This window comes from Cobetia sp. 5-11-6-3, assembly GCF_013374055.1.
Classification (GTDB): Bacteria; Pseudomonadota; Gammaproteobacteria; order Pseudomonadales; family Halomonadaceae; genus Cobetia; species Cobetia marina.
Genome location: NZ_BLWJ01000002.1, coordinates 41,591 through 68,145, shown reverse-complemented (window position 1 = coordinate 68,145; position 26,555 = coordinate 41,591). Strand labels below are relative to the sequence as shown.

23 protein-coding genes are annotated in these 26,555 nt (G+C 64.7%); 10 read left to right on the top strand and 13 right to left on the bottom strand.

The window, feature by feature from the left end:
- The first annotated feature begins 18 nt into the window (after positions 1-18).
- The 3 genes from betT (at position 19) to HXS66_RS04210 (ending at position 4,349) form a co-directional block, all read left to right on the top strand.
- Positions 19-2,016, top strand: a complete 1,998-nt coding sequence (gene betT, locus HXS66_RS04220; RefSeq protein WP_077378655.1) for a choline BCCT transporter BetT — start codon at positions 19-21, stop codon at positions 2,014-2,016.
- A gap of 469 nt (positions 2,017-2,485) precedes the next feature.
- The gene (locus HXS66_RS04215; protein ID WP_065392451.1) at positions 2,486-2,965 is read left to right on the top strand and encodes a Dps family protein; all 480 of its coding nucleotides are present in this window, start codon (positions 2,486-2,488) and stop codon (positions 2,963-2,965) included.
- 271 nt (positions 2,966-3,236) lie between these two features.
- On the top strand, positions 3,237-4,349 hold the full coding sequence (locus HXS66_RS04210; RefSeq protein ID WP_077378652.1) for an App1 family protein: 1,113 nt from the start codon (positions 3,237-3,239) through the stop codon (positions 4,347-4,349).
- 79 nt (positions 4,350-4,428) lie between these two features.
- Here the strand turns inward: HXS66_RS04210 and HXS66_RS04205 are convergent, their stop codons facing one another.
- The 5 genes from HXS66_RS04205 to rmuC form a co-directional block, all read right to left on the bottom strand.
- Complete coding sequence (locus tag HXS66_RS04205; RefSeq protein WP_176502942.1) at positions 4,429-4,902, bottom strand: DoxX family protein; 474 nt, start codon at positions 4,900-4,902, stop codon at positions 4,429-4,431.
- Positions 4,903-5,011: 109 nt separating this feature from the next.
- On the bottom strand, positions 5,012-5,818 hold the full coding sequence (locus tag HXS66_RS04200; protein WP_176502941.1) for a DNA-binding domain-containing protein: 807 nt from the start codon (positions 5,816-5,818) through the stop codon (positions 5,012-5,014).
- Positions 5,815-6,759 (bottom strand): DUF692 family multinuclear iron-containing protein, encoded by a 945-nt coding sequence (locus HXS66_RS04195; protein ID WP_077378643.1) that lies wholly within the window; start codon positions 6,757-6,759, stop codon positions 5,815-5,817. Before HXS66_RS04195 ends, HXS66_RS04200 begins: the two co-directional genes overlap by 4 nt.
- 90 nt (positions 6,760-6,849) lie before the next feature.
- Positions 6,850-7,146, bottom strand: a complete 297-nt coding sequence (locus HXS66_RS04190) for a DUF2282 domain-containing protein (RefSeq protein WP_077378640.1) — start codon at positions 7,144-7,146, stop codon at positions 6,850-6,852.
- A gap of 306 nt (positions 7,147-7,452) precedes the next feature.
- The gene (rmuC, locus tag HXS66_RS04185; RefSeq protein WP_255303091.1) at positions 7,453-9,219 is read right to left on the bottom strand and encodes a DNA recombination protein RmuC; all 1,767 of its coding nucleotides are present in this window, start codon (positions 9,217-9,219) and stop codon (positions 7,453-7,455) included.
- A gap of 214 nt (positions 9,220-9,433) precedes the next feature.
- On the opposite strand from rmuC, the gene HXS66_RS04180 reads away from it, so the two are divergent.
- Together HXS66_RS04180 and HXS66_RS04175 are read left to right on the top strand one after the other, a co-directional pair.
- The gene (locus HXS66_RS04180; protein ID WP_176502940.1) at positions 9,434-10,021 is read left to right on the top strand and encodes a type 1 glutamine amidotransferase domain-containing protein; all 588 of its coding nucleotides are present in this window, start codon (positions 9,434-9,436) and stop codon (positions 10,019-10,021) included.
- A gap of 279 nt (positions 10,022-10,300) precedes the next feature.
- The gene (locus HXS66_RS04175; protein ID WP_136939110.1) at positions 10,301-10,687 is read left to right on the top strand and encodes a hypothetical protein; all 387 of its coding nucleotides are present in this window, start codon (positions 10,301-10,303) and stop codon (positions 10,685-10,687) included.
- Positions 10,688-10,817: 130 nt separating this feature from the next.
- On the opposite strand, the gene HXS66_RS04170 is transcribed toward HXS66_RS04175, so the two are convergent.
- Positions 10,818-12,281, bottom strand: a complete 1,464-nt coding sequence (locus tag HXS66_RS04170) for an aminoacyl-histidine dipeptidase (protein WP_176502939.1) — start codon at positions 12,279-12,281, stop codon at positions 10,818-10,820.
- A 279-nt stretch (positions 12,282-12,560) separates the two neighbouring features.
- Entirely contained in the window at positions 12,561-15,002 is a 2,442-nt protein-coding gene (locus tag HXS66_RS04165) for a GNAT family N-acetyltransferase (RefSeq protein ID WP_176502938.1), read from the bottom strand.
- Positions 15,003-15,249: 247 nt separating this feature from the next.
- Here HXS66_RS04165 and HXS66_RS04160 point away from each other — a divergent pair, with 247 nt between their 5' ends.
- The 4 genes from HXS66_RS04160 to HXS66_RS04145 all read left to right on the top strand — a co-directional run bounded on the left by HXS66_RS04160 (position 15,250) and on the right by HXS66_RS04145 (position 18,962).
- The gene (locus HXS66_RS04160) at positions 15,250-15,810 is read left to right on the top strand and encodes an iron transporter (protein WP_077378625.1); all 561 of its coding nucleotides are present in this window, start codon (positions 15,250-15,252) and stop codon (positions 15,808-15,810) included.
- Positions 15,811-16,033: 223 nt separating this feature from the next.
- Positions 16,034-16,408 (top strand): cupredoxin domain-containing protein, encoded by a 375-nt coding sequence (locus tag HXS66_RS04155; protein ID WP_176502937.1) that lies wholly within the window; start codon positions 16,034-16,036, stop codon positions 16,406-16,408.
- A gap of 123 nt (positions 16,409-16,531) precedes the next feature.
- Positions 16,532-17,392 (top strand): FTR1 family protein, encoded by an 861-nt coding sequence (locus HXS66_RS04150; protein WP_176502936.1) that lies wholly within the window; start codon positions 16,532-16,534, stop codon positions 17,390-17,392.
- A gap of 43 nt (positions 17,393-17,435) precedes the next feature.
- A complete protein-coding gene (locus tag HXS66_RS04145) occupies positions 17,436-18,962 on the top strand; it encodes a 4Fe-4S binding protein (RefSeq protein WP_176502935.1) in 1,527 nt (508 codons plus the stop codon).
- Positions 18,963-19,045: 83 nt separating this feature from the next.
- On the opposite strand, the gene HXS66_RS04140 is transcribed toward HXS66_RS04145, so the two are convergent.
- Both HXS66_RS04140 and HXS66_RS04135 read right to left on the bottom strand, forming a co-directional pair.
- Positions 19,046-20,620 carry a DHA2 family efflux MFS transporter permease subunit gene (locus tag HXS66_RS04140; protein ID WP_176502934.1) on the bottom strand — a complete coding sequence of 525 codons (1,575 nt, stop codon included), beginning with the start codon at positions 20,618-20,620 and terminating at the stop codon, positions 19,046-19,048.
- A gap of 2 nt (positions 20,621-20,622) precedes the next feature.
- The gene (locus HXS66_RS04135; RefSeq protein WP_176502933.1) at positions 20,623-21,774 is read right to left on the bottom strand and encodes an HlyD family secretion protein; all 1,152 of its coding nucleotides are present in this window, start codon (positions 21,772-21,774) and stop codon (positions 20,623-20,625) included.
- Positions 21,775-22,007: 233 nt separating this feature from the next.
- On the opposite strand from HXS66_RS04135, the gene HXS66_RS04130 reads away from it, so the two are divergent.
- A complete protein-coding gene (locus HXS66_RS04130) occupies positions 22,008-22,676 on the top strand; it encodes a TetR/AcrR family transcriptional regulator (RefSeq protein WP_077378608.1) in 669 nt (222 codons plus the stop codon).
- A 113-nt stretch (positions 22,677-22,789) separates the two neighbouring features.
- Here HXS66_RS04130 and HXS66_RS04125 read toward each other — a convergent pair whose 3' ends face one another.
- The 4 genes from HXS66_RS04125 to HXS66_RS04110 all read right to left on the bottom strand — a co-directional run bounded on the left by HXS66_RS04125 (position 22,790) and on the right by HXS66_RS04110 (position 26,502).
- Positions 22,790-23,770 (bottom strand): ABC transporter substrate-binding protein, encoded by a 981-nt coding sequence (locus HXS66_RS04125; protein ID WP_176502932.1) that lies wholly within the window; start codon positions 23,768-23,770, stop codon positions 22,790-22,792.
- A 51-nt stretch (positions 23,771-23,821) separates the two neighbouring features.
- Positions 23,822-24,436 carry an HD domain-containing protein gene (locus HXS66_RS04120; protein WP_077379338.1) on the bottom strand — a complete coding sequence of 205 codons (615 nt, stop codon included), beginning with the start codon at positions 24,434-24,436 and terminating at the stop codon, positions 23,822-23,824.
- Positions 24,437-24,456: 20 nt separating this feature from the next.
- Positions 24,457-25,614 carry a TauD/TfdA family dioxygenase gene (locus HXS66_RS04115; RefSeq protein ID WP_373996118.1) on the bottom strand — a complete coding sequence of 386 codons (1,158 nt, stop codon included), beginning with the start codon at positions 25,612-25,614 and terminating at the stop codon, positions 24,457-24,459.
- A gap of 288 nt (positions 25,615-25,902) precedes the next feature.
- Positions 25,903-26,502, bottom strand: coding sequence for a hypothetical protein (locus tag HXS66_RS04110; protein ID WP_176502931.1), 600 nt, complete (start codon positions 26,500-26,502; stop codon positions 25,903-25,905).
- Positions 26,503-26,555 lie beyond the last annotated feature (53 nt).

Sequence of the window (26,555 nt, the reverse complement as noted above, 5' to 3'; positions counted from 1 at the left end):
AATCAGGGAGAGAAATTTATGTCAGAAAATGCCGACCAACCTACGGTCGCGAAGATCAATCCGCCAGTCTTCTTCGGCTCCGCCGTGGTGATACTGGCGTTCGTGATCTTCACCGTATCCATGCCCGAGACGGCGAACGTGGTCTTCGGCCACGTCCAGACCTGGATCATCGATACCGTCGGCTGGTTCTACCTGCTGGCCATGGGGCTGTTCGTGGTCTTCACGCTGGGGCTCGCCTTCTCGAAATCCGGTGACATCAAGCTGGGGCCTGACCACTCCGAGCCGGACTTCAGCTACGGCTCCTGGTTCGCGATGCTGTTTTCCGCGGGCATGGGTATCGGCCTGATGTTCTATGGTGTCGCCGAGCCGGTCTTCCACTTCACCGCACCGCCCGTGGGCGATGCCGGTACCGTGGAAGCCGCTCGCGAGGCCATGAAGACCACCTTCTTCCATTGGGGCATCCACGCCTGGGGCGTCTATGCCGTCGTGGCACTGGCGCTGGCCTACTTCAGCTTCCGCCACAACCTGCCGCTGCGCATCAGCTCCGCGCTGTACCCGCTGATCGGCAAGCGCATCCACGGCCCGATCGGTCATGCCGTCGACATCTTCGCCGTCTTCGGCACCATGTTCGGGGTGGCCACCTCGCTGGGTCTGGGGGTGCTGCAGGTCAGCTCCGGTCTGCATTATCTGTTCGATATCGACAACAGCCTGACCACCCAGGTCATCCTGATCGCCATCATCACCGGCCTGGCGACCATCTCCGTGGTCATGGGGCTGGACGGCGGCATCCGTCGTCTCTCCGAGCTGAACCTCGGTCTTGCGCTGGCATTGATGCTGTTCGTGCTGTGCGTTGGCCCGACCATCTTCCTGCTGCAGACCCTGATCCAGAACATCGGTGGCTACCTCAGCGAAGTGGTCGACAAGACCTTCAACATGTTCGCCTACATCCCGGAAGACGGCCCGTCCGAGTGGCTGGGTGGCTGGACCCTGTTCTACTGGGGCTGGTGGATCGCGTGGTCCCCGTTCGTCGGCATGTTCATCGCACGCGTCTCGCGTGGTCGTACCATCCGTGAATTCGTCTATGGCGTGCTGTTCGTGCCGATGGGCTTCACCTTCATGTGGCTGACCTTCTTCGGCGACAGTGCACTGCACCTGTTGATGACCGACGCCGCTGGCAATCTGGCCGAGGCCGTCTCCGCGGATGCCTCCGTGGCACTGTTCAAGTTCCTGGAACTGTTCCCGTTCGGTAGCGTGACCTCCCTGCTGGCCACGGTGCTGGTGGTGACCTTTTTCGTCACCTCCTCCGACTCCGGCTCATTGGTCATCGACATGCTGACCTCTAAGGAAGGCGATGAATCTCCGGTCTGGCAGCGCATCTTCTGGGCCGTATCCGAAGGTTTCGTGGCCGTGGCGCTGCTGATGGCCGGGGGTCTCGGCGCACTGCAGACCGCCTCGCTGGCCTCTGCTCTGCCCTTCGCCATCATCCTGATGTTCGTCTGCTACGGCCTGCTCAAGGCGCTGCGTCTTGAAGGCGTCAAGCAGCGCTCCATGCAGCATCTCAGCAACACGCCGGGGCATACCGCCGGTGGTGCACGCAGCTGGCAGAAGCGCGTCCAGACCCTGGTCGAGACGCCGCAGCAGAAGAATGTCGAGCAGTATCTGTCGGATGTCGTGACGCCGGCGCTGTCGGATGTCGCCAAGGAGTTCGAGGCGCAGGGACTGGATGTGCGCGTCAACGACGAAGATGACCGCAGCTATCTGCAGGTCAGCCATGGCGACGAGATCGACTTCATCTATGGCGTACGTGTCCGCGAGTATGCGGCACCGGCCTTCGCGCTGCGCAACGTCAAGCGCAAGGGCACCAGTGACGTGGAGCGCCAGTACCGGGCCGAGGTCTTCCTGCGCGAAGGCGGCCAGACCTATGACCTGATGGGCTACACCAAGGAGCAGGTCATCGGTGATGTACTGGATCAGTACGAGAAGCACATGCACTTCCTGCACATGGCGCGCAACTGACGCCTGAGCGTTGCTGAAGTGATGACAGCTGCTGGTCTGGCTGTCGCAAAGGCCCCGCCCCGTGCGGGGCCTTTGCGTTTCTCACGGTCATGCCCCGGCAATGAACCGCGTGCTACCTTGCCGTGCCACCTTGAAAAGCGCCATCCTGAGCCGCATGTACCAGAAAGACGCTTGATCACGGATTCATCGTGAGGCACTGGATGGCTCAGTCATCCGATCATTCGCACCGGAACACGTCATAGCACCAGACGATCACGACGATGCAGCGAATTCGTTACTGCACGGCACCGTCACCCTCTACACTGGTGTCATCGACCCGGTTGCTCGGGCCTGGTGCCATGGGCTTGGCTTCATGAACCTGAGGCACTCGAAGGTAAGGGATATCGCCTGCTTGTCCTCAGTGCCCGCGCCCTGCCTCACCACGTATTCCAACCACATTTCACGTCGCCCATTCTCAAGGAGAGTCTTCATGTCCACCGATACCAATGCCATTGGCCTGCACACTTCCAGCGCAACCCAGCTGGCGGAGCACCTCAATGTGCTGCTGGCCAACTACCAGACCTTCTACATGAACGCGCGTGGCTATCACTGGAACGTGAAGGGCAACCAGTTCTTCGAGCTGCACGTGAAGTTCGAGGAAACCTACACCGACCTGCTGACCAAGGTCGACGAGATCGCCGAGCGCATCCTGACCCTGGGTCACGAGCCGATGCACGCCTACAGCGATTACGCTCGCGTGGCGACCATCAAGGAAGACACCCATGTCAGCGATGGCACCGCTTGCGTCAAGGGTCTGCTCACCGGCTACAAGTCCCTGATCGAGCTGCAGCGTGAAATCCTCTCCGTCGCCTCCGATGCCGACGATGAAGGGACTGCCTCGCTGGTCGGCGACTACATCCGCGAGCAGGAAAAGACGGTCTGGATGCTGTCCGCCTACCTGGGCGAGTGATTCTGACCAGGACACCATCGCGTGTCTGACACTGCCGCCAGCGTGATCGGCAGGCCGTGAACGCCGCCTTCTGTCCCGTGCTTGCGCGGTGTCCGGAAGGCGGCGTTTTCGTGGGTCGGACACCATTCGAGGGGCAGACTCGAGAAGAACTTGAGCTCGAGAAGAACTTGAGCAAGAGGCGCAGGACCATGCTCGGAAGCGCATCATCACGCGACACGCAGGGTGGCTGCCAATCAGGCAGGTTGATCAGGCGTCATACCAGGAGGGTTGCATGTCACTGCCGCTGACACGTCTGCTACGCAAGTTGCTGCATGTGGCTGCCAAGCCCATGCGCCATGCCCAGGGCAAGGATGGTTGCGTCATCCATGCCTATCGTGGCTATGGCTCACACAATGAAGCCTTTCTGATGGGCCGCATCTTCCAGCAGCCCGGCTCGCGCAGTCAGCTGGCGCCCGGGGCCGGGCGCGACCTGATGGATGTCGGCCGCCGTCTGCTGCGCTGGGGCAAGGGCGGCGTGGAGGTGGACGTCAGCCTTGGCGGCAACCAGACCACGGTCGTCACCGATCGCGATGGCTACTTCAGCGTCCACCTGCCTCTGCTGTCACCCTTGGCAGATCAAGGCCAATGGCAGACGGCACGGATCACCGCCCGGCCGCCGAAGCAGGCCGCTGTCGAGGGCGAGGCCCAGGTCTACCTGCCACCGGCCAGTACCCGACTGGGCGTGATCAGCGATATCGACGACACCGTGATGTACACCGGTGTCGCCAACAAGCTCAAGATGCTCTATCGGCTGTTCATCGAATCCGCCGAGCGACGCACTGCCTTCCCGGGAGTCGCCGCGCTCTATCAGGCGCTCCACGAGGGCAGCGACGGTCAGCAGAGTCGCCCGCTGCTCTACGTCTCACGCGGCCCCTGGAGCATCTATGAGATGCTGGAGGTGTTCTTCCAGCACAACCGCATCCCGGTCGGCCCCATCCTGTTCCTGCGCGAATGGGGGCTGACGCTGCAACGCCCCCTGCCCAAGCGCTCGGAAGACCACAAGCAGGCGCTGATCGAGAAGATGCTCGACCTGTATGACGAGATGCAGTTCCTGCTCATAGGAGACAGCGGTCAGCATGATCCGGAGGTCTATGCCGATGTCGTGCGCCGTTACCCGGGCCGCATCTGCGCCATCTACATTCGCCAGATCGGTGACTCCGAATCGCGCAAGGCAGAGCTGGCCACGCTGGGCGAGGAGCTCTCCGCACTGGGCTGCGACATGCTGTTGAGCACCGACAGCCTCGACATGGCGCATCATGCACACGCCAATGACTACATCGATGCCGCCAGTGTCGAGATGGTACGTGCCGAGATCGAGCATCAGCGCGCCGAAGAGCCTGTCTGACCCACGACGACCCACGATACGCACAACGCAAGACGGAGACCCTGAGGTCTCCGTCTTGCGTTGTGGCCAGCGGGCAAGATCAGGCGATACGTGAGCGAATCAGGTGATCCAGTGACAGACGCCCCGGGCCCTGCAGCACCAGTACCAGCAGACTGGACAGCCACAGACCGTGGGTTACCCAGGCTTCCGGGTAGACGAACAGCTGAATGGTCAATGTCATGCCGGCCAGACCCAGCGCGGCAAGGCGGGAGCCCAGGCCCAGCCACAGCATCAGCGGGAAGAGATGCTCGGCAATCGTGGCCAGATAGGCGGCCAGTACCGGCGGGACCAGCGGCAACGCGTATTCGTGCTCGAACAGGAAGAAGGTACTTTCCTTGAGCGCGAAGCCGTCGACCTTGGTCTGCGCTGACATGAAGAACACGGCGCCAATGACGATGCGCATCAGGATCAGCACGGCATCCATGCGCAGATTTTCCAGCCAGACGAACACGTTCAGGACTTGCCCCGCCACACCGGTACGGACCGCGGGCGTCGTGGATGACTCAAGGCTCATGATGAGGCCTCCTCAAGGATGCGCCAGTGCGCGAGAAAAAGGGGATGCGCCAGCTCGGCCCGGGCAGGTCGGCAGGAGACTGGCATGGACGAAAGATCATGGGGCAACACTAGTCCGGCGCGAGAAACACGCCACTTGCCAGCAGAGGGGCCAGCAGCTGCCCCAGGTCCTGCTCGGGATGGACATCCGCCAGCATGGCGGCCGCATCCGCGAGCGATTCACCCGCCAACAGCAGGTCGAGCAACCAGGCAGCCGCCTCTGACAGCACCGTCACCTGAACCTCCAGGGCCGGACGGGTGATCAGCAGGTTCTCGGGCCGCGCGACATCCAGGCCTGCAAGGCTGGCTCCCTCATGCTGGTGGCGCTGCCATACCTCGAAGATCGCATGCTCCAGGCGCAGCAGACCTGCCGCGGGATGAGGCAGGAAGGTCAGCGCCATCACCGCCTCAGGTGACAGCTGCGCCAGCCTGGCCGGTGCCAGCACTTCAGCGTCGGCGGCGTGATAGGCCGTGAGACGCGCGGCCTCGAACCGCGCCAGATCCACCGCGTAGAACGGCAGCTGAGCGACCGATGCCTGTCGATGCTCGACCAGCGTCGTCAGAGTCGTGTGCAAGGTCTCGGCAAGCCCCGCCCCGTACTCCATCATCAAGGGCGATTCCGGCAGGTGACGGCGTGAGTGATCATGCGCCAGCGCCGCGAAGAAGCGCTCGCCCACGACCTGACGCGTCACGGGATAGGCGTCCTGCAGCGCGGAGACCAGGCTGGCCCAGACATTGTTGCGATAGACGTCAAGACGCCCCTGATGTGCCGCCTCGATGCCCGGCAGATGACGGTCAGGCTGCTCAAGCGCCGTGATGAAGGCCCGCTGCCAGGTGAGAAGATCATGGTCAGTCATGGGGGCCGTTGGCGTGCTCATCGCGGACTCTCCACCTGAGGGCCAGAGGTCTGCGGAACCCGAGAGCCCTGCTGAACCAAGGCGCTCTGCAGAATCTGCTCGGCCCGAGCCGTCTGCCCCAGCAACACCTCCAGCGCCGGCACCTGGGTATCCCACTCGATCAGGGTCGGGCGCGGCCCGACTCGCTGGATGAAGTCGGCATACAGAGCCCATACCGCCTCGCAGACCGGCGCACCGTGATTGTCGATCAGCAGGCCTTCGCGCTCATCGACGACATGACCCGCCAGATGGATCTCGCCGACGGCCGCGGCCGGGATCGACTCAAGCCATGCCGCAGGATCGACACCGATGTTGTGCGCCGAGACGAAGACATTGTTGACGTCGATCAACAGTCCACAGCCGCTGCGCTCGACCAGTCGGGTCAGGAAATTCGTCTCGGGAATCAACTCCGCGCCCAGAGCCTGCGCATCAAAGCGCAGATAGTGTGCAGGATTCTCGATCAATACCTGGCGGCCCAGGCAGTCCTGCAGCCGCATCAGGTTATCGCTGACCCGTGCCAGCATCGCGTCGGTCAATGGCACCGGCAGCAGGTCGTTGTAGAAGTGGCCGCTATGGCCGGCCCAGGCCAGATGCTCTGACACACTGGTAGGCGGGTGACGCTCGCAGAGCGCTCGAAGGCGCGCCAGATGCGCGGCCTCCAGCGGACGATCCGATGCCAGCGACAGGCCGACACCATGGATCGACAGCGGATACTCCTGCAGCGCATCCAGCCGCGCATGGGGGGCTCCGCCTGCGCCCATGTAGTTCTCGGCATGAATCTCGAGGAACCCCAGCGCCGGCCGTGATGACATCAGCTCCCTGACATGCTGCGCCTTGAGGCTGATTCCCGTGGCCATGTCATCGAACGACGGCAAGGCCGTACCGAAATCCGGGCTGCGGGAGGTGGGGGATGACTCGTGCATGACGACCTCTCGATTCTGCGAGCGTCCGGCGGAGGGGTGAGACACCCGCCCACCGGACGTCAGGTTCGGGGGAGACCCGAGGCGTGATGCTTACTTGATCTCTTCCAGGCTGCCGGTGCCAGTGGGCGTTTCGATGGAGGTGCAGGTGCCTTCCGGGACCAGCTTCCAGGCATTGCCCTGATAGTCGACGGTCGAAGTGCCGGCACAGGAGGTGCCCGGGCCTGCAGCGCAGTCATTCTCACCGGCCAGCGACACGCCATAGCACTTTTCCATGTCTGCGGCATGCGCCGGAATGGAGACCACGGCGGCAGACAGCGCTACGGCGGTACCGAGGGCGGAAGCCAGGGCGAAAGCGGTCTTGGCGGACTTGTTGGACTTGGTAGACATGGGCACATCTCCTGAGAAAACGCTCATTCATGAGCTGAAAGTTGTTCATTTGTCATTTTCGCCCCATTACCGCAGGCTCAAACCAACTTACGGGGAGGTCCGGAGAACGGATGCAGAAGATGTCGAATTTTTTGCATCACTCACGATATTTCCTTCCTCGCCGCGTCAGAACACGATAGTCCGAGCTTGCGTTGATCCTGCATCTCAAGAAAAACGGCCCTGCTAGAGGGCCGTCGAGAAAGAACAGGGAATACGAGAGATGGCATGCCACCGAGTGTCAGCCGGCAATGAGCGAGATGTGCCGGTTCACGGGGTGTCCCCTTGCCACTTGCGCTCCAGATGTTCCCAACGCGATAGCGTGGCACCTTGAGCCTTGTCCGCCGTCGAGCCAGAGGCAGGCTCACTCTCACTCTCAGTCTCAGTCTCAGATTCAAGAGCAGCATCGGACTGCGATGTCAGGCCAGAGACCGGCCCCTGGTGATGCAGAGAGTCACGGGATTGACGCACCAGGGTCTCGGGCAACGGCTTCTTCATGCGCGCACCGAGCTCCAGCAGCTCCTCGGCACGACTGATCAGGTTGCCGCGCCCGCTGGCCAGACGCTTCATGGCGGTATCGTGCGCCTCGCGGGTACGGCCCAGCTGGCTACCAAGCTCCTCGAGGGATTCGGCAAGTCCGCGGAACTTGTCGAGCAGCGCCCCGGCACGCTCACCGATCACGCGCGCATTGTCGTTCTGGCGCTCCAGACTCCACAGACTGGCCACGGTGCGCAGACTGGCCAGCAAGGTGGTCGGCGTCACCATCACCACGCCCTGGGTGAAGGCGTCCTGGAACAGGCTGTCGTCATGCTCGAAGGCCAGCGCGAAGGCGGGCTCCATCGGCAGGAACAGGAACACGAAATCCGGTGACCCCAGCCCCTCGATGGCGGGATAGTTGCGCCGCGCCAGTCCCGTGACGTGGCCGCGCACCGAGGTCAGATGCGCCCTCAGGGCTCGCGCCCGCGCCGTCTCATCCGCGGCATTGACGTAGTCGGTGTAGGCGCTCAACGAGACCTTGGCATCGATGATCAGATGCTTGTTGTCCGGCAGGTAGACGATGGCATCCGGGCGCTGGCGCCCGCCTTCACCGCTGAACGACACCTCGCGCTTGAACTCGATCCCCTCTCGCAGGCCGGAGCGCTCGAGCACGGTCTCCAGAATCATCTCGCCCCAGTTGCCCTGCATCTTGCTGTCGCCCTTGAGCGCACGTGACAGATTGGCCGCTTCCTCGGTGATCTGGCGATTGAGTCCCGCCAGCTGGTCGAGCTGACTCTTGAGGCTGGTGCGTTCGCGTACCTCCTCGCCATGCAGCTGCTCGAGGCGCTGACGAAAGTCCCCGACCTGCTCGCGAAACGGCTTGAGCAACTGTTCGAGCTGGGCACCACTGGCGGCGGTGAAACGCTGCTGGCGCTCCTCGAACACCTTGCCTGCCAGCTGCTCGAATTCCTGACTCAGGCGTTCGCGGGAGTCGTTGAGCAGTGCCAGCTGCTCGGCGTGATGAGTGGCTTCCTGACGCTGACGCGTGACCAGCGAGGCATGCGTCTCGCGCAGCTCGGCGTAGCGCTCGGTCAATGTCTCGAGACGCTCCTCACGCTCCAGCAGCTGGGCCTCCAGCACTTCCTGCTGACGGGTCAGGCTGCGTGCCAGCGTCTGCTGTTCACTCAGCGCACGCGACTGTTCATCAAGCCGCCCCTGCAGCGATTCGCGCAGCGTGGCGAGCTGTTCCGTCAGCGCATCGCGCGCCTGCCGCGTCTCCTCCAGCGACTGGTTCAGATGGCGTTGCTGCTGCTCCGCCTGCTGCCCATCCAGTGCGGCACGCTGCTCGACCAGGGCCGCCCGCTGCTCGGCCTGTTGCTGTAGATCCCGCGCCTCTTCAAGCGTCTGCTGCAACGCCTGCCGGGTTTCGTCACTGCTCTCTTCGAGAGCGTGAAGCTGCTCGCGGGTTCGCCGCCAGCCCAACCCCAGGATCAACGACAGCATCAACAGCACGCCGACCAGCAACCACATCACGGCGGAAGATTCAGAAAGCAGAGGCATCGGGCACTCCATGGCCGGTGAAAACGCAGTGGGGTCACCCCCTTGAAAGTCAGTATCGCGCATCCATGTCTTGAGTGTCAGGGCACGAAAGGACGGGAATTCGCTGCATCAACGTGGGGCGCTCACCTCAGTGAGTAATGCATGCTGAGAGCAGAATTTTTCCCTTCTCTGCCCAACACGCTCGCAAGAGCCGAAGCACGGAAAGGAGATTTGCATGACACAGCAGACCGATCAGCAGACACGTCAACAACTGCAAGGTAAGCGCGTGGCCATTCTCGCGACCCATGGCTTCGAGGAATCCGAGCTCGCGGTGCCGCGCGCCGCACTGCAGGAGGCGGGCGTCGAGGTACACATCGTCTCGCCGGAGAAAGACGGCATTCGTGCCTGGGCCGAAACCGACTGGGGCGAGACCTACCAGGTCGACACCTCGCTCAGCGATGCCAGCGAACACGACTATCATGGCCTGGTGCTACCGGGTGGCCTGTTCAATCCCGATACCCTGCGCCAGGACGAGACCGCACTGAACTTCGTGCGCAGCTTCTTCCAGGCCCACAAGCCGGTGGCTGCCATCTGTCACGCGCCGTGGATCCTGATCAACGCCGGCGTCGTCGAAGGTCGTCAGATGACCTCCTTCCCCTCCATCGCCCAGGACCTGAAGAACGCCGGTGCCGAGTGGCAGGACAGTGAAGTGGTGTGTGACAGCGCGCTGGTCACCAGCCGCAAGCCGGATGACCTCGATGCCTTCAATGCCAAGCTGCTCGAGGAGCTCGCCGAGGGCAAGCATCAGCATCAACACGCCTGATCTCGTCCCCGACGACAGCACCCGAAAACGCCCTTGCCCCCGCGGCAGGGGCGTTTTTTTTGCGCTCTGCACCGCAGACTGACGCTCATCGAGGGAAAAGCATTTGCGAGCAAGCACTTACCTTGAGCGCCATAGAGCATGAAGGCCAGAAGATCACGACATGGACTCAGGGAGACGTCGACACATCAGAGAACGCTGTTCGTCAAAGTGTCCGCGACACGGTATCGTGTGAACAGGGATCAAGAAGGGTGACTATCCGACAACACGGGAGACCACCCCATGCACACCATCACAATGGCACCAGTCCTGCTGAGCCTGGGACTCATGCTGAGCCTCGCCATCCCCGGTGTCGTTGCCGCGGATGATCGTCATCGCTCACAGGGTCAGCAGCATCACGGCCGACAGACCATCGAGCGTCACAGCACGCCGCAAAGCCGCCATGAGGCGATCAAGCGCCGCCATCTGAGGATGTTCGACGAGCCGCGGGTGGAGCGCCATCACTCTCGCCACGACACACGTCACCGCATTCCCCAGCGCCGCTACTACCAACATGAGCGCTACGCGCCTCATCAGTATCGACAATACGATTCGCGCCGCCATGACCTGCGCCGCCGTCACGATGGCGTGAGCATCGGCTTCCCGGCGATACGCATCAATATCCACTGAGCTGACGCACTCTCGAAGTGCCCAGCCAGCGCCCCCGCAGGAAGCTCAACGAGAGCCTGATGCCCAGATACGACACCGCCCCCGCAGGCTACCTGCGGGGGCGGTGTCGTGGGGAGTCAATCGGCCCGGATCAGGCGTCGCGCGGCTCGGCAAGCGTCGTGATCAGTCCTTTGAGCACCTGCCAGAATTCCCCGACCGAGTCGACCTCGACGCGCTCGCTGGGCGAGTGCGCACCGCGGATCAAGGGGCCGAAGGAAATCATCTCGAGCTGGGGATACTTGGCCCCCAGGATGCCGCATTCCAGACCGGCATGGATGACCTTGATCTCCGGCGCGCGGCCGGTGACGCTCTCGTGCAGGCGGCAGAATCGCGCCAAAAGCTCCGCCTCAGGCTGCGGCTGCCAACCCGGGTAGGCATTCTCGGCCTGAGTGTGCGCCCCCAACAGGCCGAACAGCCCGCGGATGCGCTGCTCCATCATGGAGACCGCATCATCACGCAGCGAGCGCACCAGGGCACAGAGATGGAAACTCCCCTCACGCAGCTGGACCACGCCGAGGTTGTTGGAGGTTTCCACCACGCCTTCCACGGCTGCGCTCATGCGCTCCACGCCATAGGGCGCGGCATCCAGTACGGCGACAAGCCGCTGGGTATCCTCGACGGACAGGGCACTCTCGGCATTGCCGCGCGTCACGCTGAGGGTGACGTCCGGATCCGTGTCACGCAGCTCATCGCGAATCTGCGCCTCGAATTCCGCCAGACGCTGGCGGGCTGCCGCGACACGCTCATCGAACAGCACCACGCCGACGGTCGCCTCGCGTGGCAGTGCATTGCGCAACGTACCGCCAGACCAGCTGACCAGACGCGGCGAGAATTCCGCCAGCGCTACCAGTGCCCGTGACATCAGGCGGTTGGCATTGCCGCGCCCACGATGGATGTCGAGCCCGGAATGTCCTCCGACCAGCCCGCCGATGGTGAGCTCAAGCTCCGCCTCGGCATCCTTCAGCGAGGACGTGGCGAATTCGTGCGCGACATTGATGTCCGCACCGCCAGCGCAACCGATATAGACCTGGCCACGGTCCTCCGAGTCCAGATTGAGCAGATAGCGCCCTTCCAGCCAGCCTTCGGCCAGATTCAATGCGCCGCCCATCGAGGTTTCTTCCTCGAGGGTGAACAACGCCTCCAGCGGACCATGCACCAGCGTCTCGTCTTCCAGCACCGCCAGCGCCGCGGCGACGCCGAGGCCATTGTCGGCGCCCAGCGTCGTGCCGCGCGCCTTGAGCCAGCCATCCTCGAGATATGTCTCGAGCGCATCACGGGTGAAGTCATGGCGGGAGTCGCTGGCCGCCTGGGCCACCATGTCGAGATGCCCCTGCAACACGATCCCCGGCGCGCTCTCATGGCCGGGGGTGGCCGCCTTGCGCAGACGCAGGTTGCCGAAATCGTCGCGGTCATGCGCGAGGCCGCGCGACTGCGCCCACTCAATCAGATGCTCAACCAGTGCCGCTTCATGCCCGGAAGGGCGCGGGATATTGCACAGGGTACGAAAATGACGCCAGACAATGGCGGGTTCCAACGTGTCGATATGCTCATTCATGGCGAAGTTTCCTGTTCTTGTCATCCCCGAGCATACGGAACCGTCCACGGCCATGGCTAGTGGTTGTCGGTGCCTGTCGATCAGTGACTGCGAATATGCAAGGATGAGATCTCTCGACACAGCCACGCTGTGCACTTCCAGCCCCTGACAACCGGAGCCCTCATGCCCCGCCGACTTCTGCTGTTATCCGTCCTTTCCGCCACTGCTGGCCTGCTGATGCTGAGCGGCTGCTCGCCGATTCCCGACATGCCGGGACCGATCGGCATCCCCGGCCTCTGATCAATGATCGCCGCCAGGCAGGGCACCGTGCGCATCGACGAGACGCCCTGCCGCCGCACGACACCAGCGATCACGCGCCTTGCGCCCCACGATGCCCTGACGCTGGGCCCAGTCGATGAAGGCTGGTGCATCCTGGCCGGCCAGGGCCAGTGCGAGTCCGTGACGCGCGGCCTCATCCAGTCCGGATGAGCCGACGCACTGCTCATCCGGGGAGCCGTGGGCTTTCAGCGCGGCCTGCAGCCACGGCCGCACCAGAGCAAGACCTCCGCCACCGCGCCGATACCAGTCGAGTCGTTGCGGCCAGCCTTGAGCCGGTTGGCAGCCTTGAGCCGGTTGACCGCCCTGAGCCGGTTGACCGCCCTGAGCCGGTTGACAGCCCAGGGCGAGCCGCGATGCCAGCACGTCAGGCAGCCCGGCCAGCTCATGCGCCAGCAGGCTCGGCAGCAGATGCTGAAAGTCCTGATGCAGCGCCTCGAGCAAGGTATCTCTCGGCGAGGCCTCGCCTGCGCCATCGCATGACTCCCCCGTCGCCTTGCCCATCATCACCGCATGCTCGCCACTGGCCGCATCCCGCTTGAGCCCCATGCGCAGTGGCATGAAGCCCTGGGACAGCCAGAAGGCCACCAGCCCCGCCTCGGCCCCGAAACTGGTGCCGAGACGAGTGACACCCGCCAGCCGTGCCTGCTGCTCCAGCGCATTGAGCAAGCGCGCCCCCTGCCCACGCCGCCACAGTGCGGGATGTATCGCGATGCGCAGAATCCGCCACCAGCGCGTCTCGGCGGCCGCCTGATGACCGGCATGCGCCGCCAGAGACTGCGCCAGCAGATGCCCGCGCGGCCGCCGCTGACCTCGCCAGATATCCTCTGCCAGCGGTGCAGGAAACCCGCCCTCCTCGACGGCCGCCACGACGCCCAGCCATGCCGGCTTGCCACTGGCGGTCTCCTGATGGCGAATCGCCAGCAGCCTGAGCCCCGGGGTATCCAGCAGCTGCCGCAGGTCCGCCGGCGTGGTGCGGTAATGCGCCTGCACCAGCAGGCCGAACAGCGACTCCAGCATCGCTTCATCGCGTGCCAGAGCGTCCCGATCCAGTACGACGACCTCACTGCCGGCCAGCCATTGCTCGACATCGCTGCGGTCCTCCATGACCGGCGCCAGCGTTGATGGCGGTGCCGAGAGCAACAACAGATCATCGATCAGCGCCTCCAGCGGATCACCGGACGCCCAGCGGACAGGCGTGGTCATCTCAAGCGCCTGCCAGCCGGGGCATTGACGCTCGAGATGCTGGCGGAAACGCAGCTGGAAACCTCGCCCGGTACCTTCATAGCCATGGACGGTGGTGGCGAAGGCGATGCGCGGAAAATGCGCCAGAGACGCCTTGAGCAACGGGGTGGGGATGGCGGCCGCTTCATCGACGAACAAGCGCGGCAGCGGCCCCTCCAGGCAGGCGAGGCGGGCGGCGGTGATGGCGTCCGGTGCCAGGAAACGCAGCTCGCTCGCAACCTCCGCTCCATCAGCTGTCCACCCGCCTTGCGCGGGGGGGGCTGCCGGCATGCAAAGCCGAAAGGCATTGCCCTCGCGGCGCCCCCGCGGCAGCAGCGCTGCCAGACGCGCGAAGACCGCGGCCACCGCCGCCGGCCGTGGCGCCGTCAGCCAGACACTTTCCCCCGCTGCCAGACAGCGTGCCGCGGCGATGCCCAGCGCGGCACTCTTGCCGCGGCCACGATCGGCACTGATCACCACCGGCTGGTTCGGGCGGAGTGCCGCCAGCGCGGCCACCACCTCGGCCTGATCTGACGTCAGGCAATCAGGGTCCGTGACCTCACCGACACGGGTCGCTGCCTCCCCGGCGGGTGGCAGCGTCGGTAACGGTTCGCCCTGCGGCCAGTGCAGTACGCTGGCATCCGCCTGGAGACGCCGTGCCAGCCGCGCCAGATAGCGCGCCGCAAGCTGCTCACGCGCGAACGGCCAGTGCGCCAGACGCGCGTAATCGCCATCCGGCGCTGGCGCTGGCTCGGCGTCGGCCCAGGCGGCAGGCGTCACCAGCACCAGCAGTCCTCCCGCCATCAGAGTGCCGGCCACGGCCCCGAAGGCATCGGGATCAAGACCACTCTGCGGATGTGCGGCATCGAAGACGACCAATGCCTGCTCGCCGCCCAGCTGAGTGGCAGCCTTGGCCATCGCCAGCGAGCGCACGTGTGTCCCGCCCGGCGTCGTGATCGCCTCTCCGGCCCCCAGCCACAGCGGAGCAGGCTCACGCGCTGGCCACAGGTCACAGATCGCCAGCGCAGCAGCGCAGGGTTCACCGCTCGTGCCCTCTCCGCCGCTGATCCACAGACAGGCGCGCTGATGCCGCGCGAGCAGGCGCTCATGCAGTGTCCGGCACCAGGCATCGACGGCGGGAGGGTCCAATGAGGCGGGGTAACGTGAAGAAATCGTCATCATGGCGCGCAGCATGCCGCATGGTGACGTGGCAGACCAGACATGGTGCTGGAATCCACATGACGGGAGGCCAGGGGCCAGTCACGCCGGGCCCCCTCTCTCTCAACATCCTTTTATTTAAGTAATATCTCATATTTAAAAACACCCCGTTGCAAGATAGGCAACGCAGGCGGCGCAAGAATGAGAATGGTTATATTTATGCCTATCAGGATAATGAAGCTCCACTTCCCATTATTGCGAGCCATCCCCGATGCCACAGCGTCATTTCGTCACCACTACTCTGCCCCGCGCGCTCAAGCCTGCCCTGCTCGCCCTGAGCCTGGCGGCACCGTTCGTGGCGGGCCAGGCCTCGGCACTGGAATACCCGATCGGCACTCCGGTCAAGGAAGGCGGCATGGAAATCGCGGCCGTCTATCTGCAGCCAGTGGTGATGGCCCCGGCAGGCAAGCTGCCGGCCAATCAGGCCGACATCCATCTGGAAGCCGATATCCACGCACTGATGGAAAACGACAACGGCTTCGCGCCGGGCGACTGGATTCCCTATCTGGGCATTCACTACACCCTGACCAAGCAGGGCAGTGATACTCCGATCGAAGGCGATCTGGTACCGATGATCGCCAACGACGGCACCCACTATGGCAAGAACGTCAAGCTGGATGGCCCGGGCAAATACCACCTGACCTTCGACATCCAGCACCCGGACATGCCGCGTCACATCGACAAGGAAACCGGTGTCGCCGAGTGGCCGGACACCATCACCACCGATTACGACTTCGTGTATGCCGGTGTCGGCAAGAAAGGCGGCTACTGAGCACCAGCCTCTGCACGTGGCGGACATGACGGCGCCATCTCGTATCCGCCGGCATGTCCGCCCGCTGTCTCCAATGGCCGCCTGTGCTGAAAAGCGCTCGCGGCCATTGGTCGCTCTGCCGGCAACCCTCCATCCCTGGCACCTGGCGCCCGCGAGTGCCACGTCCGAATGACTCTCCCTCGTGCCTCTGCCGAGTGCCTACCCCACTATCCCGGAGCCCATCATGCGCCTTCCTCGTCGTCGCTCTGCCCGGCAGTCCGTCGCTGCGCTGCTGCCGACCCTCGCTCTGCTGCTGGCGGTACTGCTGCCGCGCGTGACGCTGGCCAGCGACATGCCGTCCTATGACCTGACGCTCACCAACGGCAAGCTCAGTCCCGAGGTGCTCAAGGTCAAGGCCGGCGAGAAATTCGTCATCCAGCTGCACAACGCGGGCAACACGCCCGCCGAATTCGAGAGCAATTCGCTGCGCAAGGAGAAGGTGCTGGCCCCGGGCGTGAAATCCTTCGTGGTGATCCACCCCTTGCGTACCGGCAGCTACGACTACTTCGATGACTTCCACCTGCCGGATGCCCGCGGCAAGGTCGTCGCAGAAGACTGAGGCACCGGCACATGTCCGCCGTCACTTGCCTCGTCCCCTGCCGCGCCTGCCATCTCTTCCCTGTCAGGGCACGAACGGCATTGCCGATTCCTCACCCTGCCCGCTGTCCCCGAGAGTCCCGCCATGTTTGATCAGGTTCTGTTTATCGTCTGGCGCGAAAGCGTCGAAGCCATTCTCGTCATCGGCATCATGCATGCCTGGCTGGTGCAGTCGGGCACGCGCGCCGGGCTGCGCTACCTGTGGGGTGGGGTCGTTGCCGGTCTGGTGCTGGCCGGGCTGATGGGCGCGGCCCTGATGGGCGCCAACACCTGGCTGACCGGCACCGCCCAGGAAGTCTTCCAGGCGGCGCTGGTACTGATCGCCTGCCTGCTGATCACCCAGATGGTGCTCTGGATGCGGACCAAGGGCCGGACTCTCAAGGCAGAACTCGAGAGCGGCCTGGCCGAGGCCGTCTCCTCCGGCAGCTACTGGGGGGTCGCGGTACTGGTCGCCATCGCCGTGGCACGTGAAGGTGCGGAAACCGTCGTCTTCCTCTACGGCATGGGCGCCGCCAGCCTGCAGTCCGGTGGCATCGGCAGCTTCTCTCTCGCGGCCTTCATCGGTTTCGCGCTGGCAGTGGCGACCTTCATGGCCCTGCAGCTGGGTTCGCGCCTGTTCTCCTGGAAGCTGTTCTTCCGCGTCACGGAAGTCCTGCTGCTGCTGCTGGCCGCGTCATTGTTGATGTCAGGGCTTGAGCAGCTCATCGGCCTGGGCTATCTGCCGACCGGTCTCGACCCGCTGTGGGATTCCAGCTGGCTGCTCGATGATGGCAGCGGTCTCGGTGGCCTGCTGGCGACCTTCGCCGGCTATCGCGCCTGGCCCGCCACCACCATGGTGCTGGGCTATGCCCTCTACTGGGTCATCGTCATCACTCTGATGAAGCGCCAGCGCAAGGTGGAGCGCAAGGATCAGCGCAAGCAGCTCACCGCCCGCGCGCGCAGCTGATGCCCGTCCCGCGCACTGCCCAGTGAGAGAAGAGGAAGCGTTCATGGCCCATTGCAGTACACACTCCGCACGCCCCGACGCACGGGCGGACATCATCGCCAGTGACGCCGGAGCCGGCGCCTCCCGAGCCACGCGTATCGCGCGTTTCGGCCAGGCGATGCAACAGCGGCGCGGCCTGATCCAGCTTATCCAGTGGCTGGTGGTGGGCATCTATGCCTTCCTGCTGGTGGTGCCGGCATTGCTGCCGCTGCCCGACTATCAAGCGCACATCCTCACCAATCTGACGGTGTTCGCCGAATTCGTGTTCTGGGGGCTGTGGTGGCCCTTCGTGCTGATCAGCATGGTGCTGATGGGCCGGGTGTGGTGCGGGGTCTTCTGCCCCGAGGGCACCCTGACGGAGGCCGCCAGCCGCATCGGGCTCGGCCGGCCGATTCCGGGCTGGATGCGCTGGGGAGGCTGGCCCTTCGTGGCCTTCCTGGGCACCACGCTCTACGGTCAGCTGGCCAGCGTCTATCAGTACCCGCTGGGCGCGCTGGTGGTACTGGGCGGCTCGACGGTGGCGGCGATCGTGGTCGGGCTGATCTACGGCAAGGGCACACGCGTCTGGTGCCGTCAGCTATGCCCGGTGAATGGCGTCTTCAATCTGCTGGCGCGCCTCTCGCCGACCCACTTCCGTACCGACCAGGCGCGCTGGAACGCCCACAACCGCGCCGTGCGCCAGGGCAATGCCGTGCGTACGCATGCGCCTGACTGCGCGCCATTGATTCCGCTCAAGCAGCTCGACAGTGCCGGCGACTGCCATGTCTGCGGGCGCTGCAGTGGCTACAAGGACGCGATGCAGCTGGAATGGCGGTCGCCGGGCGTGGAGCTGGTCGAACCGCCGCAGCCGGTGCGTTTCACCCACTACTCGGTGCTGGTGTTCGGCCTGCTCGGCATCGCCATCGGCGCCTTCAGCTGGAGCGCCAGCCCGTGGTTCGTCGCGCTCAAGCAGCAGCTGGCCGTCTGGCTGATCGAGCATGACCTGATGTGGCCGCTGACCACCACCCTGCCCACCTGGATCCTGACCAACTATCCCGAGCACAACGATGTCTTCAATCTGCTCGATGGCAGTCTGATCACGCTGTGGATCGTGGTGGGCGGCGGTCTGCTGGGCGCACTCACCAGCCTGCCGCTCTTGCTTGGCAACTGGCTGATGGGGGGCAAGGCGACGCTGTCACGCCTGTGGCATCTCTCGCTGAGCCTGATTCCGCTGGGCGGGCTCGGCGTGTTCCTCGGCCTCTCCGCCACCACCATGACGCTGCTGCGCGGTGACGGCATCAACCTCACCTGGGCCAATGATCTTCGCGCCGTGCTGCTGGCACTGGCCTGCCTGTGGGGCCTGCGACTGGCCTGGCGCATCACTGGCGAGCAGTACAATGGCGAGCAGTACAACGGCGAGCAGCGCAACGGCGAGCAGCGCAACGGTGGACGGCTCGCCGGCAACGCCGCACGACTGGTCGGCACGACAAGCGTCGCACTGGCCTGCCTGCCCGCGCTGGGGGTCTGGTACCTGATGTTCTGGGGCTGGTGAGACGCTGTCACCCGAAGGCTGAAACGACAAGACCCGCCATCAAGGCGGGTCTTTTGGTTGGCCGGGGCGGCGGTGACGCCACGCTAGTGAGCGCCGCCTTCGTCACTGCCCTCGCTCTCCGGGCGACGGAAGGCGATCACCACGACACTGCCCACCACATAGACCGCGCCCAGCCACAGGAAGATATTGTCGAAGGCCAGCACCTCGGCCTGAAGACTGATGCGCTGCGCGATCATCGCGACGCCCGCCTGCCAGGGGTCGGTCAGGCCCGAGAAGGTCACCTGATAGCTGGCCAGCTGGTCGATCACCACCTGGCGGCTCTGGTCGATGGAGCCGATCAGCTGGTTCCAGTGGTAGTCCTCCCGCCAGTCGCGCACGGTATCGATCAGCGCCAGCCCCACCGCGCCGCCCAGGTTGCGCATCACGTTGAACAGGCCACTGCCGTTGCCCAGTTCGTGCGGTGCCAGTCGTCCCATCGCCAGGCGTGACACCGACAGCAGCACCAGAATCTGGCCCACGCCACGGATGACCTGCGGCCAGAAGAACTCGTTGTAGCCCGAGCCCGACGTCAGATGGGCATTCATGCCGGTGCCGACACCGGTCAGCACCAGACCGATGAACATCATCAGGCGCAGATCGATGAGATCGGAGAGCTTGCCCGACAGCGGTGCCATCAGGAACATCGCCACGCCCGCCACGAACATCACCTCGCCGATCTGCAGGCTCGAGAAGCCACGCACGCTGCCGAGGAACAGCGGCACCAGATAGACCAGCCCGTAGAGCACCACGCCCAGCCAGAAGCCGACCAGCGCGCCGAGCGCGAAGTTGCGATTCTTGAACACGCGCAGATCCACGATGGGGTTGTCAGCACTCAGCACGCGCCAGAAGAAGCCCACGCAGCTCAGCGCACAGACGATGGCCCACAGCAGGATGGGGGTGCTGGCGAACCAGTCATCTCCCGGCCCCTCCTCCAGCACGTATTCGAGGCTGCCGAGAAACACCGCCATCAAAGACAGTCCCAGCGTGTCCAGACGCTTGAGCAATCCGCGATCACCGCTGTCGATCTCCAGATTGCGCCACACCAGACTGGCCACGAGGATGCCCGGCAGCAGATTGGCCAGAAACAGCCAGTGCCAGCTGAAATACTCGGTCAGATAGCCACCGACGGTGGGACCGATGGACGGCGCCATGGTCGCCACCAGGCCGATTACCGCCTGAATGGTGCCCATCTTGCGCCGCGGGAAGATCGAGAAGCTCACGGCCTGGGTCAGCGGAATCATCGCCCCGCCCATGAAGCCCTGGACCGCACGCAGCACGATCAGCGCCTCAAGCGAGGTGGACAATGCACAGCCCAGACTCGCCAGCGTGAACCCCAGCGCCGAGACGGTCAGTACCACGCGGGTCGAGAAGATGCGCGCCAGCATGCCCGAGAGCGGAATCATCACGATCTCGGCGATCAGATAGCTGGTCTGGATCCAGGAGACCTGCTCGGGACTGGCCGCCAGGCCCGCCTGGATCTCATTGAGCGAGCTGGCGACGATCTGGATATCCAGGATCGCCATGAACATGCCGAACACCGCCGCGATGAAGCCGATCTGCTGACGGCGCGACGGCATGTCACTGGTAGCACCAGCCGGGGCTGCGGTTGCCTCGGCCATGCTCACTGCGCTCCGTGTTCGGCGGTGGCCGCGACATCGGAGGCGGCCTGCACGCTATCAGGCGCCATGACCGGCGCGGTGACAGGCGCGGTGACACTGGCCGCATAGGTGCCGGTCTCCGGCAGCTCGCGGGTGTCGATGGACGGCACGACCGACAGCCCCGCCCGCAGGCGTGGCAATGCCGATTCCGGGCCGGTCAGGCGGATACGCACCGGCACGCGCTGGACGATCTTGTTGAAGTTGCCGGTGGCATTGTCCGTCGGCAGCAGGCTGAACTCGGTGCCGGTCGCCGGCGCGAGGCTGTCCACCACCCCCTCGAACTCGATGTCCGGATAGGCATCCACCTCAAGGTGGACCGGCTGCCCGACTCGCATGCGCTCGGTCTGGGTTTCCTTGTAGTTGGCCACCACGTAGGCGCTTTCCACCGGCACCAGCTGCATCAGGGTCAGCGAGGCGCTGGCCATGGTGCCGACCTCGACACTGCGATTGCCGACCACGCCGTTCTGGGGCGCACGAATCGAGGTCTTCTCCAGCTGGTGGCGCGCGTAGGCGAGATCCGCCGCCGCTGACACCACTTCGGCGCGGGCCGAGTCCAGCTGTGCCTTGTAGACCTCGAGTTGCTGACGCGCGGAGACCAGCGACGCCTGCTGCTGCGCCACGCTGGCCTCGGCGGTGCGCAGGGTCACCTGGTCATCTTCAAGGGACTGCCGCGAGGCATAGCTGCGGCTCTCCAGACTTCTTGAGCGCTTGAGATGCAGCGCGGCCTGATCGCGCTCGGCCTTGGCCGAGGCCAGGGCCGCCTTGGCCTCATCGATCTTCGCGCTCTGCAGATCCAGCTGACGCTCGGCCTGGACTTCCCCGGTGCGCGCCTTGTCGAGTGCGGCGCTCGCCTGATCCAGGTTGGCCCTGGTATCCCCATCGTCCAGCTGAACCAGCAACTGCCCTTTCTTCACCGGCTGGTTGTCATGCACCAGCATGCGCGTCACGCGCGCGGTGATCTCGGAACGTACCGGCACGCTGTCGGTCCGCACATAGGCATTGTCAGTCTCCTGCATGAAGCGCCCGACCTGCCACCACTCGACTCCCATCACGCCACCCGCGATCACGCCCGCCACCACGAGGAGCGCCACTGCGCCCTTGCCTGCCTTGTTCATACGGCGACTCTCTGTTGCTGCCTGTCAGTGCCAGGCAGGGAAACCGTCTGACGGTGGCCGGCCTCGATGACGCAACGCCTGCGCTCGGGACTGCCATCTTGCACCGCCACTAAGTGTAATGAATACTACACTTCATTGAGCCACCCCCGACAGCGTCAACCGACAGCGTGCCTCGTTCGCAATATCGCAACCCTGACGGCGTCAGTCGGCCCCTTTCACCAGAGGACACAGACATGACGGACTCCCCTTCCTCGCAGAGTGCTCCGGACACCGCCACATCCCGCACCTCGCCGCGCGGGGAAGCCCGCCGCAGACGCCAGCGGGAAGTCGCCAGAGAACACTTCCTGCAAAATGGCTACGCCGCGACCAGCATCAACGAGATCGCACGGGAGGCCGGCGGATCACTGACGACGCTTTATCGGAATTTCGGCAACAAGGAGGGGCTGTTCCTCGCCGTGATGCAGCAGGAAGCACAGTCGGTATGGTCGGTGATGGATCACGAGGTCAATGAGGCACGTCGCGTTGACGAGGCCCTGGAACACTTCGGGATGGCGATGCTGACACTGGCCCTCGAACCACAGCTGATCCGGCTGTTTCGTGGCCTCGCCTTCGAGAGCGGCCGCAACCCGCAGCTCGGCAAGCTCTTCCTCGACAATGGCCCCAAGCTGACGCGCCAGCGGCTGGCTGGCTACCTGTCACGACAGGTGGCGGAGGGCCACTTGCCAGGCTCCGGCCTCGGGCAGGAACCGCTGGCCGCCGCCAACCTGCTGACCGGCATGCTGCTCAACCCGCTGCATGTCGATGCCCTGCTGGGCAGCTTCCCCGAACCGGCCGACCCGGAAAGCCTGCGACCACACGTCAGGCGCTGCGTGCGCGTCTTCATCGCGGGTTTCGGGGCCTGAACGCCGGGCCCCTGACAGCAAGACGCCGAGTCGACTGACTCGGCGTCTTCATATGCAGGAGAAGTGGAGCGCGGGAAGCGATCAATGGCCGTCATCGCGGTAGGGAGGCTACGTCAGTCTTGCAGGCTGGCGTTCACGGCAGCGACGGCATCTTCGCCATCGCGGGTCGTCACGCCGGCAAGAAACTCCGCCAGACGCTCCGGGTGGGCGACGAGCCAGTCGTGCGCCACCTCATCGAGGTCACGCTCGTTCAGGCTGTAGTCGAGGATGAAGGCGCTCTGCTCATCGGAGCTGAAGACCAGCTGATCGAGGAAGCGCGTCAGGTTGGGATTGGCCTCGGCGTAGGCGGTCCGCACGACGGTCTTGACGTCACTGGCGCCGTTGTCAGGGCCGAAGACCGATTCCGGGTCTTCCAGGATATGGGTGTCGAATTCCGGCACCATCCAGTGCGGCGTCCAGCCGTAGAAGGCGATCCAGCGTTGCTCGCGCTCGGCGGCGCGCACTTCACTGAGCATCCCCGGCGTCGAGGATTCCATCGCATCCCAGTCACCCAGCCCATAGACATCGTCGTCGATGGCGCCGTTGAGCATGTCGCTGATGGTGGAGCCGCTTTCGATGGAGTAGATGGTCTCATCGAATTCATCGGCGTGGGCGGCCAGGTCCGCCGCGCTGTGGATACCCGCGTCATAGACATAGCCCGGCACCGCGAAGCCCATCCGGGCACCGGTGACGTTGTTGCCGAGATCCGTGATCGCGCCGGCCGCCATGGCCGCGTCGTAGCTGTCCTTCTGGGCCGGCAGCCAGCCGGCGAGGAAGGCATCACTGTCGCCGGTGGTCAGCGTGTTGTAACCGACGGTGGAGCTGACTTCCTGCCGCTCCACGTCATAGCCCATGGGGGCGAGAATCTGGGCGACGATCTCGCTCTTGACGCTGACACCGGGCCAGGGCGGCACGATGAGCGTCAAGACGTCGTCCGTGTCCTGGGCAGAAGCCGCCAGCGGCGCCGTACTGAGCAGCAGTGCACCGAGCGTGAGAAGTCCGCGGCGGGTGCCGCGCAACGGGGAAGAGGTCAGGCAGGTCAGGGGTCGCTTCATCTTGTCGTTCCTTGTCAGCACCGGTCGCGCCGGGCCTTGTTATAGGGAGTGTCAAGCGGGGTCTTGCATGCCTTGCGCGACTGCAGCCGATGGCGCTGCCACCAGTTTCGGTAGGCCGCCAAAGGGCTCACGCCCCATCACGCGCGCAAGCATCGGGAGGAAATGCGCAAGCGGCAGGGTGTCGTATTCGGGGTCGAAGCTGGTCTGGTCCCACTCGTCACAGAAGCGCACGGTGCGCTCATAGGCAGGGTGGTGGGCGTAGGCATCACGTGCATGGCGGTCCTGGCCGAAGAATTCCCGGTAGTGATAGCCCTGGAACAGCTCGTGATGGCGAATCATCCAGACATTGAGCGGATCGATGAACGGTTCGAGGATACCCGCGGCGATCTCGGCATGATTGGCCGGTGCGAGATCATCGCCGATGTCGTGCAACAGCGCGCAGACCACCATCTCCTCATCGGCGCCGGCACGCAAGGCGCGGGTCGCCGTCTGCAGGCAGTGCTCGTAGCGATCCACCGGATAGCCATGGTGATCTCCCTGGAGGCGGCCCAGGTGGGCGATCACGCGCCGGCAGGCATCGGACTGATACTCCCGGAAGTGCGCATCGATCAGCGCCCATTCGGCATGCGTGCTTTCCGCGAAGCTGCGAAAGCGCGCCTGGGTCATCGGGACGGTATCTTGCTGACTCATGCGGTGGCTTCCTCCCGGTTGTCCGGCCGACCGCTGAGCTGATCGGCAAGCTGATCGGCCAGCAGCAGGCGGCGGCTGGCCGTGGAGTCGCGATCCACATAGCCCTGACGCATGTGGCGGATGCCGCCTTCCAGCTGGAAGGCACTGCGACCATGGAACAGCCGGTAGTTGTCCATGATCAGCATCTGGCCCGGCGCCAGCTTGAGATGCAGCGTGAAGTCGTCACCGGCAATCAGGCGGTAGAACGCCTGACGGGCCGCGTAGTAACGGCGCAGGGTCGCGCTCGGCAACGCCGGCACCCGCTCGGTACGATTGGAGAAGCGCACACGGGCCACCTGCCCCCGACTGTCCAGCTCGATCAACGGGCCTTCGCTCTCCAGCCGCGTGGTGGCATCGTGATAGCGGAATCCGGGGCTGACCTCGGTCAGGCAGGCAAAGGCCTCGGGGTCTTCACGACGCAGATGCTCCGCCGCGCTGAACCCGTCCACCAGCGTGCTGTCACCCCCCTGGGCGGCATTGCGCAGGCAGTGCAGCCAGATATAGCCGGGAATCGGATCGCGATAGGGGTTGTCGGTATGCGGCTCCAGCCCGCGCTGGGTCATCGTGAGGTCGTAGGCGTTGGCGACGGATTTCACGTCGGCGATGCCGCCCCAGTTGGTGCGTCGCAGCGGTCCGATGCGATGGATCAGGCTCTGCATGCCATCTTCGTGATCCGGCACGCCACTGACCCGCACGAAGCCGAAGCGCTGCAACTGCTCGAGCATGTCCAGCAAGGCCGCGTCATCGTCCAGTGCTGCCGCGAAGTCGGCCTCGGGCAGCTGGGCGAGATCCCCCTTCCAGAACGTCATGCCCTGGTAGGCCTGTGGCGCGCGACACTCCGCCAGCAGGACCGATGACGAGACACTCACCGCGTGGCCGTCGCTGAAGGCCAGCGACAGCGTATCGCCGTCGAGCTGCGCCTCGCTCAGGCGCAGATCCAGCGGCAGATCCGCCGCCTCGATCAGGCGCTGACCGGTCAGGGAATCGAGAGTCGCGTCATCAGGACTCCGCTCGCGCAGCCAGAGCGCCTCGAGGGTCAGATCACCCTCGGGGTGGCTCAGCTGCAGTTGTCGTCCGGAGTCTGTCAGGCAGACGGAAAGGGGGGCGCTGGGCACTCGATGTTCTCCACGGCTGGGGAGCGGCACGCTTGTTTTCCCTGGCAGGTGCCTGCTCTCGGGGGCGGGTCCGACTGGAATCTCTTCTACCTTAAGCCCCTACCGTCGAAGTGGTTTGAGGAAATTGGACATAGATTTGATGAAATTGGCCATATGTCGGACCAGCGGACGCGGCGCATCTGCGGAAACGAATCGGCAAGGCTTGGGAAGGAATGGCAGGCAGGCCCGGCAGCCATCGTGCGCCGGGGGTACGACAAGAGAACGAGGGTCGGGAGCCCCCATTCGACATCAGTCGGTCAGGTGCAGGACCTGACCGTTGAGCGCGCGACCGGCACCACCGGCCAGGAAGCGCGCGCACTCCGCCACGGCGTCCGGTCGGCTGCCCTCGGGACACAGCAGATTGGCACGCACCCTGTCGGGGGCACGCAGCGCGAGGCGCTGGATCAACTCACCCAGCGCCGCCTGCGCCATGGCAGTGCCATGATGCTCCTGCGAGGGCGGCGGCGAGGACAGCGGCGGCGCGACGGCCAGCAGGCGTCCACCGTGGCGCAACATGCGTGCACAGGCCGCCTTGAGCAAGGCGCCGGGCCCGGCGACCTGCGCGACCAGACACGCCTCCAGCGACTGCCCGGCCACGGCCTGCGGCGGCATGCAGACCAGCACGTCGAGACGGCCGAGACGCGCCACCAGCACCTCGAAACAGCCCTCGCCCACCACCTGACCGAAGCGATCCGACTGCTCGCCGCCCAGCGCGTCCAGCACGCGCTCGAGATCCGTCTGCGCGGTGCTCATCAGGGCGATGATGGCACCATCTTCCAGGAAGGTGCGCGCCATGGCTTCCAGCCATTCCCCCTGCCCCGCAATCAATACCCTGCGTCGTGGCAGCATCTCGTTCTCCCTGATGGATCGCTCTGCCGATCACGGCGGATCTGTGGCACATC